The organism is Rhizobium sp. C1, assembly GCF_021026335.1.
Taxonomy (GTDB): Bacteria; Pseudomonadota; Alphaproteobacteria; order Rhizobiales; family Rhizobiaceae; genus Ensifer_A.
Genome location: NZ_JAJNCY010000009.1, coordinates 1 through 12,570, shown reverse-complemented (window position 1 = coordinate 12,570; position 12,570 = coordinate 1). Strand labels below are relative to the sequence as shown.

The 12,570-nt window shown below is 58.0% G+C and carries 10 protein-coding genes; 6 read left to right on the top strand and 4 right to left on the bottom strand.

Features of this window, described 5'->3' with window-relative positions; all coding sequences use genetic code 11:
• Position 1: 1 nt before the first annotated feature.
• Positions 2-2,683, top strand: a complete 2,682-nt coding sequence (locus tag LQK83_RS17285; protein WP_230838646.1) for a DEAD/DEAH box helicase family protein — start codon at positions 2-4, stop codon at positions 2,681-2,683.
• Positions 2,684-3,556: 873 nt separating this feature from the next.
• On the opposite strand, the gene dinB is transcribed toward LQK83_RS17285, so the two are convergent.
• Genes dinB through LQK83_RS17270 form a run of 3 tightly spaced genes read right to left on the bottom strand, consistent with a single transcriptional unit; the run spans position 3,557 to position 7,446 of the window.
• Complete coding sequence (gene dinB, locus LQK83_RS17280; protein ID WP_230838645.1) at positions 3,557-4,681, bottom strand: DNA polymerase IV; 1,125 nt, start codon at positions 4,679-4,681, stop codon at positions 3,557-3,559.
• A 17-nt stretch (positions 4,682-4,698) separates the two neighbouring features.
• On the bottom strand, positions 4,699-5,364 hold the full coding sequence (locus LQK83_RS17275) for an SOS response-associated peptidase (protein WP_230838644.1): 666 nt from the start codon (positions 5,362-5,364) through the stop codon (positions 4,699-4,701).
• Between the two features lie 12 nt (positions 5,365-5,376).
• Positions 5,377-7,446 carry an ATP-dependent helicase gene (locus LQK83_RS17270; RefSeq protein ID WP_230838791.1) on the bottom strand — a complete coding sequence of 690 codons (2,070 nt, stop codon included), beginning with the start codon at positions 7,444-7,446 and terminating at the stop codon, positions 5,377-5,379.
• Between the two features lie 1,086 nt (positions 7,447-8,532).
• On the opposite strand from LQK83_RS17270, the gene LQK83_RS17265 reads away from it, so the two are divergent.
• Complete coding sequence (locus LQK83_RS17265) at positions 8,533-9,570, top strand: hypothetical protein (protein ID WP_230838643.1); 1,038 nt, start codon at positions 8,533-8,535, stop codon at positions 9,568-9,570.
• 233 nt (positions 9,571-9,803) lie between these two features.
• On the opposite strand, the gene LQK83_RS17260 is transcribed toward LQK83_RS17265, so the two are convergent.
• A complete protein-coding gene (locus tag LQK83_RS17260; RefSeq protein ID WP_230838642.1) occupies positions 9,804-10,199 on the bottom strand; it encodes a hypothetical protein in 396 nt (131 codons plus the stop codon).
• Between the two features lie 228 nt (positions 10,200-10,427).
• Here LQK83_RS17260 and LQK83_RS17255 point away from each other — a divergent pair, with 228 nt between their 5' ends.
• From LQK83_RS17255 to LQK83_RS17240, 4 genes are all read left to right on the top strand, one after another.
• The gene (locus tag LQK83_RS17255) at positions 10,428-10,847 is read left to right on the top strand and encodes a hypothetical protein (RefSeq protein WP_230838641.1); all 420 of its coding nucleotides are present in this window, start codon (positions 10,428-10,430) and stop codon (positions 10,845-10,847) included.
• Between the two features lie 71 nt (positions 10,848-10,918).
• A complete protein-coding gene (locus LQK83_RS17250; protein WP_230838640.1) occupies positions 10,919-11,563 on the top strand; it encodes a hypothetical protein in 645 nt (214 codons plus the stop codon).
• Positions 11,564-11,654: 91 nt separating this feature from the next.
• Positions 11,655-12,122 (top strand): hypothetical protein, encoded by a 468-nt coding sequence (locus tag LQK83_RS17245; RefSeq protein ID WP_230838639.1) that lies wholly within the window; start codon positions 11,655-11,657, stop codon positions 12,120-12,122.
• A complete protein-coding gene (locus LQK83_RS17240; RefSeq protein ID WP_230838638.1) occupies positions 12,122-12,358 on the top strand; it encodes a hypothetical protein in 237 nt (78 codons plus the stop codon). The genes LQK83_RS17245 and LQK83_RS17240 overlap by 1 nt, the downstream gene beginning before the upstream one ends.
• Positions 12,359-12,570 lie beyond the last annotated feature (212 nt).

Here is a 12,570-nt window from a genome sequence, read left to right as displayed (position 1 = left end):
CATGATCCATCCGGAACGCATCCGCCGGCAGATCGCCCAGCGCCTCTCCCTCAGAAAACCCCAGGAACAGGCCCTGAGCATACTGGCCGAGCTCCTCGAGGTCGTCCCGCTCGGCAAGGAGGAGGATCTGGTCGCAGCCCTCCAGGCGGTGCAGAAACAATGGCCGAGCGTTGAGGAATTCGAACGGGATTTTCCCTCTCTCTGCTTTGCGCTCGCCACGGGCGTCGGGAAGACACGGCTGATGGGCGCTTTCATCAGCTACCTCTATCTGACCGGTCGTTCGAAGAACTTCTTCGTGCTCGCACCGAACACCACGATCTACGACAAGCTGGTTGCCGATTTCTCGCGGCAGTCGTCGCCGAAATACGTATTTCGCGGCATTGCCGAGTTTGCCCAGCGTCCGCCTATCATTGTCACCGGCGACACCTGGGAGGAAGGGCGAGGGATTCGCGGGTCCGACCTTTTCGGCAACGAGGTCGTCATCAACATCTTCAATGTCGATAAGATCAACAAGGACAAGGGCCGTATCCGCACCATGCGGGAATATATCGGTCAATCCTACTTCGACTATCTGGCAGAGCTACCGGATCTGGTCATGCTTATGGACGAAGCGCATCGTTACCGCGCCAATGCCGGCATGAAGGCCATCAGCGAGCTGAAGCCGGTGCTCGGCCTTGAGCTGACGGCAACGCCCAAGTCAGTCGGCACGAAGTCCAAGTCGTTCAGCAACGTGATCTATCAATACGGCCTGGGCGACGCCATGGCAGACGGCTATGTCAAGGAGCCGGCCGTTGCCACCCGCGTCGATTTTCGCCCGCAGGACTACTCCCAGGACGACCTGGAGATGATCATGCTCGAGGACGGCATTCACTACCATGAGGAAGTGAAGACGCAGCTGGACCTTTATGCCCGTCAGACAGGCCGCAAGCGCATCCACCCGTTCATCCTTGTCGTGGCACAGGACACGCGACATGCCAGCGAGATCCGGATGCGGATCGAGGACGAGAAGTTTCTCAAAGGTGCTTACAAGGGCCGGGTGATCGAGATCCACTCCAACCTTAAGGGGGAGGAAAGCGACGAGGCAGTATCGCGCCTGGTGAGCCTCGAGAGTGACGACAAGACTGAGATCGTCATTCACGTCAACAAGCTCAAAGAAGGTTGGGACGTCACCAATCTCTATACGATCGTGCCGCTCCGGGCATCGGCATCAGACATCCTGACGGAACAGACTCTTGGTCGCGGTCTGCGTCTTCCCTATGGTGAGCGGACTGGCAACGAGTTTGTCGACACCTTGACCGTCATTGCCCATGACCGCTTCGACGAGGTTGTCCGCAAGGCAAAGGAGTCGGACTCGCTTGTCCAGATGCGAGCCATTACCATCGGGTCGTCCGGTGATGTGAAGCCGGAGACCTCATACGTCGTGGAGATCCCGACCGCGATCGAAGCCATGCTGACCGGCCAACGCAAAGGTTTGGATGACGACGGGCAGGCTTTTGTCTTCGACCATCCGGACGATCGGGAGGTGGCCGCATCGGCAATCGATTTTATCACCAAGAAATATGAGCGCACGCTGACAGGCGGCGTCCAGGATCTCACCAAGCCGGAGGTTCAGGCAGAACTCGTCGCCGACATCCGCCGAGCGCACCGCGAGCAGGTGCAGGGCCAATTGGAAGGCGTGCTCGTCGAACCTGACTTCCAGAAGATCGTCGGCATCGTCACCGCCAGTATTGCGGAGAATACAATCGAAATTCCCGAAATCGTGGTGATCCCGAGCCGCGAAGTGAACTTCTGGTTTGAGGACTTCGACCTCAGCAATCTGTCGAGTGTGCGGCACCAGCCGATTTCAGATCGGATCCGTATCCGCAACCTGCGGGACCAGTCACAACGTGAGCTGGCGCGATCCGTCAGCGCGCCGAAAGAGGCGCGGATCGAAAACTACATCGTCAAGCACCTCATCGACATGGATCAGGTGGACTACGACAGTCAGGCGGACCTGCTCTACAAGCTTGCCGGCCAGATGGTCACGCACTTGCGGAGCTATCTGGAAACCGAGGACGACGTCGAAAACGTGGCCCTCGCACATGGTCGCACGCTGGCACAGGTCATCTTCGAACAGATGAAGGTCCACTACCGCGAGACGCCGACAGACTATCGGGCGAAGATGGTCCGCTCGTTCCGAATGCTACGGCCACAATCCTACGCCGTTTACTCAATCGCAAAGCGTCTGCCTATCTACAAGGCGGCGAAGCCGTTGTCCGACACCGGCAGTTACGTCTTCTATGGGACCAAGAAGAGCCCCTACCTTCAACACAAATTCGACTCCGACGCAGAACGTCGATTCGCTGCTCTGATCGACCACGAGGCCGAGAAGGACGTCGAGCGTTGGCTGAAGCCGGCTGCCGGTCAGTTCCAGATTGAATATCGCGCCGGCAGGGCCTACGAGCCAGACTTCGTCGTGGAAACTCCGACCGAGAAACTGGTCGTCGAGGTGAAGGCTGACCGCGACATGCAGGATCCGATCGTGGAAGAGAAGGTTCGCGCTGCAGTGAAGTGGGTGCAGTATGCGACCGATTCGGCCAAGGAGACTAGTGGAAAGCCTTGGGGCTATGCCCTGGTCGCGGACAGCGATATCCAGGAGAATGCGAGTTTTTCGGGCCTGATGGCGCGATCACGTCGGGTGTGACCGGTCAGTGAAAGCCGAGGGAGATATGGGCAGAGGGATTTTTTGACTTTCAAAAGGGCAACGACCTTCGGGCAACTTGACGGAGCTAGGAAGAGTGCCTTTGCCCAGGACCTTCTTCATGCGCGACTTCCTATTCTCGGACATCGCTTCGATCCATGAGCGAGCAAATACGTTGCCGAATGTTTACATTCGTGTTGCGCTAAGTTTACATCAACGTCCCTCATGTCAACTTTTCGCAGAATTTACCAATTTATGGTTGTGAAATTTTGATGCAATTGTTGTCGCGATGTTGACATTTTCCCCTGAAATCTGGGGCTATGTTTACATTATGTTGGCGCTTTTTCGGAGAGAATTACGTTTTTGCCCCTCATGACAACATGCAGGGACTCGCTTCGGTTGAATGTGTGAGTTTCCTGACCGTTGGTTCAACGATCACGGACAGTTTCTTCATGCGACCCGGTATGCATCGCTGGGCAAAATGGTGGTGCTCAGGAAACCCTTGCGCTGTCGAGTCGGAAACATATTTTCGCCTGCGTAGCTGACAAGCTTTCGGAGATCATCAACACCGCCAGAACAGGGGCTGGATTGCATCTCGGGTAGATGGATCTATGTGCCATGAGATAGTTGGCACCAAAGGTCGTCCCGTCTCGGACGATTATTTCCGCAGCGCCGGTGTCATGTTGTCACCCGCTCTGGGTTCCTATCCTCCTGTGTCGGTGAAGTTTGCGACCGACGACGCCACGCCGCTGGACAATCGAAGTCCTAGGAAAGGAAAGGAGTGACGACGGGGATGCCTTTTGGGTCGACCGAGCTCCGTGGCCCAAACCTCCCATGTGGGCGGGGTTGCCACCCCATCTCGTTCCGTCTGATCGCCTAGATCAGCAGCAATTGCCCGTTCTCTGACGGAGACTCCTCGCTCTCCAGCGCGGAAAGCGTGACGCCGAGCAAGCGAATGCTCTTTGTCGTCGGAAAAACGTCGCCCAGTAGCGCCTGCGCCACCTGTTGCAGTTCGATCTCGCCACGGATTGCCCGAGTCAATGTGCGGCTACGCGTGATCTGCTGGAAATCCGCAAACTTCACCTTCAGTGTCACCGTGCGCCCGCTTAGCCCTTTCGCCTCGCAATGGCGCCAGACCTTCTCAGCGAGCGGGACCAGTTCGCTCTTCGCCGCCTCAAGATCGAAAATGTCGACCATGAATGTATCTTCGGCCCCGACCGACTTGCGCGGTCGATCGGGCTGCACCGGTCGCTCATCGTTCCCCCTCGAGATCCGATAATACCATCCGCCAGACTTGCCGAAATTCGCCTGCAGGAAATCGAGTGACTTGCCCTTCAGGTCAGCGCCGGTGAGGATGCCCAGCCGCTCCATCTTGGCGGCTGTTGCAGGACCGACGCCATGGAACTTCTTCACCTCCAGCGCCTCGACGAAGGCTGGACCGTTCCTCGGTGTGATCACCGCCTGGCCGTTCGGCTTGTTCAGGTCGCTCGCCATCTTTGCCAGGAACTTGCAGTAGGAAATCCCGGCCGAGGCATTCAGGCCCGTGACCTCCTTGATGCGCGCCCGGATGCGGGTGGCGATCTCGGTTGCGATCGCAATGCCTTGCTTGTTCACCGTGACATCGAGATAGGCCTCATCGAGGGAGAGCGGCTCGATTAGGTCGGTGTGCTCGGCAAAGATCTCTCGAATTTGCGCGGAAACGGCGCGATAGACGTCGAAGCGGGGTTTGACGAAGATAAGGTCCGGGCAGCGTCGTTTGGCGGTGACAGAGGGAAGGGCGGAGCGGACACCGAAGGCGCGGGCCTCGTAGCTGGCAGCGGCCACCACGCCACGGGCTGCCGATCCGCCGACGGCAACAGGCTTTCCACGAAGCTCGGGATTGTCGCGCTGTTCGACGGAGGCATAGAAGGCGTCCATATCGACATGGATGATCTTGCGCACGGGTGCGTCAACCGTGCCCTGCAAGTTCTCGTCTGTCTTTAAAACCGCCAAGCCTGTCATGGCATCATCGCTCAGCGCTACATCTCATCTGTCGGTTTTGCCGGAGGCTCGACCAGTATCAGCATGTCGTCGGGGAGGGGACGCTGGAGGTGCTTGACCTCATTCCATTCCCCTGTCAGCCAGCGATCCACCTCTTCAGGCGTTGTGAGGATGGCAGGCATGGCCTTTTGATGGATCGGGGCGACGATCTCGTTAGGCGCGGTTGTCAGAAATCCGTAAAGCTCGAACTCCCGCTCCCCGTCACGGACCTTCTTTACGCCTTTCCAGGGAGTCCAGAAGCCTGCAAAGGCCATCAGTGGCCGATCGGGGTTTTGCGCAAACCAGGCGTTCGGCACCCGACCACCTTCGACCTTGCTGGCCGGATCAGGCTCAGCAAAGGACGTGAAGGGAACGACACAGCGGCTGGATGGCCCGAGCCAGCGTCGCCAATGCGGTGAGTTCACATTGCGGATATTGGTGACGCCCGGATCGTAGTTGCCTTTGATAAAGGCTGGCGGTGTTGGCATGCCCCAGGTGCAGCTAGCTATCTCTCTGGTTCCATCTGCGCTGACTCGGACGATCGGGGCAAGCGTGCCGGGATAGACGTCGAGCGATGGCTGGTTCCAACCCGCCTTATCGGTGAAGGCCTTTGTGAAGGCGATGACCGCGTCACGCGTCGTCGTGATGTTGTAGAGATTGCACATAGGGCGCTCCTCCTATTGCCACATGCCGCGCATTTTCGCGCCAACGTCGATCCGGATCTGCCGTGCGCTGCGTTCGCTGCCGGTAGCAGAGACCTTCGGCCAGCTCGTTGTTTCGAAGAATTGCAGCAGCGTTGCCGGGATGAACCGCGTGCGGGAGGCATAGACATGGCGGTCGCCTTGCGCATTCTGCCCGTGGGTGAAGAAGCGCTGGGGCGTGATCAGAGCGAGATTGTCGCGTGCCCGCGTCATCCCGACATAGAGCAGCCGTCGCTCCTCTTCGAGTTCGGCCGTCGTCCCGGCTCCGAGGTCGGATGGCATACATCCATCGACGACATTCAGCATGAACACCGAACGCCATTCCTGCCCCTTGGCGGAATGGATGGTTGAGAGGATGAGATAGTCCTCGTCAAGCAGCGGCACGCCCGCCTGGTCGCTCGTTGCGTCCGGCGGGTCCAGCGTCAGCTCCGTCAGAAACCGCTCGCGGCTCGGATAGCCGCTGGCGATCTGCTCGAGCTGGAGAAGGTCGGCCTTGCGCGCATCCGCGTCCTCGTGGATGCGGTCGAGATGCGGCTCATACCAGAGGCGTGCAATCTCCATCTCACCCGGCCAGCCACCCTCGACCTTGCGCAGGCTGGAGACGAGCTTGATGAAGGCAGGCCAATCCTCGCCCGTCTTGGATGGTGCCGGGATTTCCGCGAGCGACTGCAAGGGCTCGGGGTCGGCCGCTATGGTGTCGAGGATCTTGCCCGCCGTCTGCGGGCCGATCCCAGGCAGCATCTGGAGGATCCGGAAGCCTGCCACACGGTCCCTCGGGTTCTGCGCAAAGCGCAGCGTTGCCAGCAGGTCCTTCACATGGGCGCTGTCGAGGAACTTGAGACCACCGAACTTCACGAAGGGGATGTTGCGCCGGGTGAGTTCGACTTCCAGCGCTCCGCTATGGCTTGATGTCCGGAAGAGGACCGCCTGCTGCTTGAGCGTCATGCCGACCTCGCGGTTGGCCAACACCTGTTCCACGATATAGTTCGCCTGATCGTTCTCGTCCTTGACGGTCACGAGGAGAGGGCGCTGCTCGGACTCGCGGTCCGTCCAGAGGTTCTTGGTGAAGCGCTCACGGGCCAGATCGATCACACCGTTGGCGGCCGATAGGATCGGCTGCGTCGACCTGTAATTCCGGTCGAGCGTGATGACGTCTGCGGGCTTCGGCGAGAACTCGTTCGGGAAGTCGAGGATGTTGCGAACGGTGGCTGCCCGGAAGGAATAGATCGATTGGGCATCGTCACCGACCACCGTCAGACCCCGGCCGCCCGGCTTCATGGCCATGAGAACGGAGGCCTGCAGGCGGTTGGTGTCCTGATACTCGTCGACCAGGACATGGTCGAAGCGACCGCCGACATCCTCTGCCAGTTCCGGGTCCGACATCATCTGCGCCCAGTAGAGAAGCAGGTCATCATAATCGAGAACGTTCTGCGCCTGCTTGGCCTCCACGTAAGATGCAAAAAGCCGCTTCAGCTCAGCCTCCCATCCGGCAGCCCAGGGATAGGCTGCCTTGAGGACTTCGTTGATAGACGTCTGCGCGTTCACGACACGGGAATAGATGGAGAGGCATGTCCCCTTGGTCGGAAAACGGCTTTCGGTCTTGGAGAGGCCAAGCTCGTGCCGGACGAGGTTCATCAGGTCGGCGCTGTCCTCGCGATCGTGTATCGTGAAGTCGACATTCAACCCAATCTGGTCGGCATACATCCGCAACAGCCGCGCGCCGATGCCATGAAACGTTCCGGTCCAGGCGAGCGCATCGGTCATGATCGCGGCGTTGTCTCCGAGCACTTGGCGACAGATACGCTCGACCCGCCGCCCCATCTCGGAGGCCGCGCGGCGAGAGAAGGTCATGAGCAGAATACGGCGCGGATCGGCACCATTGACGATGAGGTGCGCCACGCGGTGCGCCAGAGTATTGGTCTTTCCAGACCCTGCGCCCGCAATGATGAGAAGCGGACCGCCGATGTATCCGTCCTCGGCGCCAACACCATGCACGACAGCGTCACGCTGCCTGTTGTTCAGTTTTTCCAGATAAGCTGCCATCAGTCCCCGTCGTGCATTTGCGAAAATGCTTCCCGCATCGCCTTGACGGCGCATCCGGAACAAATATGGAACATATCAGCATGATCTAAGGACTGCAAAGTCCAAATGAGAGGGACCGTGTGCGCCTGCCGCAAGTCCGTCTCATCTGCTGGCAAGTGGTGGCCTTGGGAACCAGGCGAAATCGCCGCGCCGATAAACGCTCTTGAGGAGCGGTGTTGCTCTGCGGGCGTTGCATCTTGAACAGACGACCTTGAAGCGAACCGTTTCGATCTTGGTGTCAGGCCCGAACCGCCAGACGAGCTCCAGGATGTCGCTCTGCGAGAGCCTTTGACAGCTGGCGCATTCGAAAAAGAGGGCGAGTCGGTCGTCCACCAGATCACGCAGGGTCCGGTCATTAGGGTTTCGGTTGTCTTCAAACTTCGGGTTCGGTATGGGCGAACAAAATAGGAACAAAATCCTGTTCGAGTCCAGACATTTCAGCTTGCCTGTTCGACTTCTCTGTTCATTTCGCGTCGAATGGGCAAGAGGAAACATGCCCGCTGCCGCGAGGCGATGAATTCCACAAGGGCTCTCCGGTAACGGATCTTCGAAGCGTGCCGAAGCTGCGCAACATGGCGGATCCCTATCTGCATCTGGATTAGATCCGGGTGAAGACGCGGGATTTCCGCTGAGCGAAATCCGCAGATGAAAGAGAAACGGCTATCGTTGCAGTGCGCTCCGAGAGTGCTTCAAGGACGCTGGCTGGTGGGCGTTCGATAGAAATGAGTCTTGGGCTGCTTCTTGGTCGGGGAGCGCGCCAGCGACCGACCTCGAGTCAAAGCGCGTGCGTTTTGCTGTGAGATGTCGCCGGTTCCTGTAGGCTTGCTTGCTAGCTGCCTGTATTCGGTGCGGGCAACAGATTCTTGTTGCCGTAGCAATTCACATTGATAGGTGCCACAGATGCCTCTTCCCTCTGGATCGCTATCGATTCCTCTGAGGACGAACAAGGTGCCGGGAGAGGTCGGTCGCCTAGCATACACACTGCAGGAGCTTCCACCTACGCGCCAAGCTCGGCTTGCCGGACGCTTCGCACTTCGGCCGGAAATCGACATGAAGGACTTTGAGACGCGGGCGGTCATTGATTGGCTCACGGTCGGGGTGACTTTCAAGCGGCAGACGCAGTTCCGATTTGTCCAAGGCGAAATTGACGAGTTCTTTGAGAGGACACCGCACGTCAAGGACTACGAGGAGTCCTCGCACCACACGTCCGACAGGTTTAAGATCACGATCCAGGAGCCGGACATCGCGAGCGTTGTTAAGGCATTGGCGGCAATTGATGCAAAATTCGGCCTCAGGTTTGCACCGAGCATCCTTGGTATCGAATTCAGCATCGACTTCACACCACACGAGCCATCGGACCTGTTGCGGGCGCAGATGCACCGCGTTCTTTCGAGCCACCTTCTGACGGACCGGGACCTTCTAACCAACGAGCTCGCGCGTCCACGAACTGTCTGGGGAACCAAGCTCAAGGTCCTGCAATTGGTCGATAGCACCGGAACAGCGAAACAGAGCCCGTTCCTGGACGGCACTACGTTCTTTGGAGAAAAAGGCGCGGATGTGCATTGGCGCGTCATGGACAAGATCATCGATCGCCAGAACCGCGCGGCCGGGACCTATGAAGCACTGGAGGAGCAAGAGAAACGGGCGAGGGTCGAAGTGACCCTGCGATACGATGAGCTGAAGCGCGTAGGTCTGCGCCACTTCAACGATCTGGCGACCTTCAACATTGCGGAACTGCAGGGGCGGTATTTCAGATTCTACCTGCCGACCTTCAAGACAGATCCTCGACAAGAACCTCACCTCGGAACCGGACGGGAAGCTTGGCGGGATCGGCAGAGATGGAACGCTTTCAAGACTGCCGGAAACATAGCTGTGAACGCGATGGATCAGGCAACGACGCGACACCGGCAGCATCTTCGCAAGAGTGAGCGGACGACGATGCAGAGGATGAAGCTGAGGCTGAAGAAGACTAGACGGATCGCATTAGGCAAGGATGGCACGTTTGTCGCATACGATGACCTGAACCGACGTGTGCTTGGTGCTCTGCGAAATCTGCGGATCCGCGTCGTCGCTGGCTTTGACCCTTGATGATAGTGTCTGGTGGAGGGGTAGAGGATAGAAGAAGCATATCCTGCAGTTATTAGGCGAAAGCATCGTCATCTGACGAGTTGCTTCGACACCGCAGGGGTTTCAGTCTAGCGGCAGCCTCAAATCCGTTGCGATCTCCGGCACAAAAACTTGTAAGTTCCATGAAGATGACCGTGGCGCGGTTGCGGATCGTGCAGTCCGACGACCAAGTTCGGGAGGAACAGGCTGGCCCGTCAACCTGAGAACCGCGACAGCAGCTGCAATCGACGAAGCCGGTTCGTCGTCAATTCCGGCACAACTCCATCATGAAGATCTCTCAGGGCGGCAATCCACGCATTTTCGGCTGTATCGCTCGCGTCAGCACGGAAGCACTGCGCGATCTGATCGGACACCTCGTCACCATACCAGTCGCGAAGGGCCATCGCCATTAATTCCCTCTCGCTGCAGTCCAGTGCCGCCGCCAATGCTTTGACCATTCCGAGCGGCACCTTTCGCCGGCCTTCTATCATTTCATCAATCTGTCCAGGATCGCTGGCGCTGCAAAGCAAGGCGATCTCAGCACTGCTGTAAATCGACGTCGTTGCAAGGAAGGCGAGGAATTCGGCAATGGACCTGGGTTCTGTCTTCATTTCGTTCGCGATCTCTCGTTCGTGTTCACAGCTTGCTTATATCGAGAAGCGAGATGGGACTGCACAAATCCCTGATGAGAGCCGCTCCCTGTTTCAGCGTTCCCATCATCCCCCCGGCTATAACGTCAATTGAACAGCCTGCCGGCGGCGGCGATTTGAAGCGAAATGTATCCTCGACGCTGCCACGGCCGGATCATCCAACCGACTGACTAATGAAGGACATGGCCGATGAAGCAGAACCACCCTGGAACGAAAAGGGCGTTGAGCGATGATGCGCGTCTGATGCTCGGTGTCGGGCTCTGGGGTATGGTGAAGAACGCGCTCGCTGCCGGCCTTGCCGATCGTGGAGTCAAGCTGCCGGACGAAGAGGTGCGGCTTGTCACTCGCTTCATGCTTGAGCACTTGGAGGCAAAGGGGCAGCGAATTGTTCCGGTGAAGGCCACTCTCGACATGCATGAGGCTATGCGCGTTGCGCTCGATGAGGGCAAGCGTATGTCGCTGAAGTGGGTCCAGGCGAAGACCAAGCAGCGCTGGCGCTATCAGGCGGCTCTGGATGCTGCACCGGACTGGCGCCTCGGGTATCAACAAGAGACGGAGCGCACACTGAATCCAGCTAAGCCCGAAACGGGCTCACTGACGGGTGCTTGATAGTTCTTCAGGCAACGTAGGGTCGATCTGCTAGCGACATTCAAGTCGAGCTACAGATGGTTAGCCGAAGTATGCAGCTTCCAGTCGGTCGTCGTATTCTGCCGCTGTTGGGTGCCGCGCGGCAAACAGTCTTTTTGAGCGTTGGACCTGAGATTGGACTTGTGATGTCCAACGCTTTTGGACATCTTCTGCCCAACGAAAGGGCAAGCGACATGCGGAAATCATGGAAGGAATACAAAAGGGAAGCACGTCAGCGCCAAAGGACGCTCGACAAGGAGCGGGAGCGCGAACTCAACACGACTGTCTATCGGCGATCTTTTTCAGATTTCATGCGGGAAGATCATCGTTCCGGCTTCGCAGTGCATTTCCTCATTCTCGGGAATGATTGGTGGGCCTTTGAAGAGGACAACGGGATCAATCCGCTTGATCCGGACGCACTGGACGAGGACGACCGCAGGGCGGCGTTCAATTCGCTTGGTAAAGCCGAACTAGTGCTCAGTGTATTGCAAGACGTCGTCGAGACATTGGCCCAGGATATCGCAGCCTACAAGCGCCGCGAAATCGAGGGCCGCATTGAAGAGCTTCGGCAGCTGGGCTTTGCCGGCCCGGATGCCAATAGAGCACTGGATGATTTGGAACGCCTCAAGAAGATGCGGCACAAGCTTAGCCAGCGTGTTCGAAATACCCTCCCACAAACGAGGGCATCGGGCGAATAGCCCTTAAGAAAGGGAACGGCAATGCGAAGTTTGGACGCCGAGCTTTGCCGCCCCTCAGTCTCAAGCATCGCAACATCGAAAGGAAATCGCGATGACATATGAAATTACCACAGGCACCGCTACAGCTGCAAATGACTTCGGGGCAATAGAAGACCTTGCGGCTTCGCTTGAAGCCACAGCGGGATATCTGGAGAGTTGCGCAGAGAGACACAGCGTGACCGGCGTGCGGGCCGCACATTACCGGAGTGCAGTTGCATCGTGCCAGCGGATCGCGTCTGACATGCGGAACCTGACAGAAGATAATCCGGCGTTAGTCCGCTTTCGGAGTATCGTATCTGCGCTTGATGAGAAGCAGCTTCGGGCGTTCGGTCGGATTAAGATCGACTATCAGGCGAGGATCGGCAGCAAGTTCAGGCCCGCGACCACCCATTGTTTTCTGAGTGAATTGTCTGCGCTCGCATTCGCCCTTGAGGCTATCCATGAGCCTGCCTGCGTGATTGGCGTTGGCATCGGGTTCGGTCCTCGCTGCAATCCTTCTTCGCTGGGGGAGGTCGCCTAATGAATGCCGCCCGTCGCAAGCGTATCGAAGAAGTTTTGGCGCGGCTTGAGCCCCTGAAGGACGTCGTTGACGAAATCCTCTTCGAAGAACAGGAGGCGTATGAGAATATGCCAGAGGGTTTGAAGCAGAGCGCAAGGGGAGAGGCGGCAGAGAATGCCGTCGGCTCGCTCGAAAATGCGTCTTCGCAGCTTGAAGAGACAATCGGCGAGTTAGGCTCGGCTATGGAGGTCGCATAATGGCGCTCAATCCAACGCTTCGCCAGATGGTCGCGAATGCTCAGGCGAAATACATTGACCATGATCCGCTCGCTGCAAAGCGCGCGGAATGGCCTGCTGCCGGTTTCATGGACACCGAGTTAAGGTGTTTCCAATGAAACTGGAGCGAAGGAATGCAACGAAGGAAGTTCAGCCGCGAATATAAGCTTGAAGCGGTGAGATTGATTCGGGAG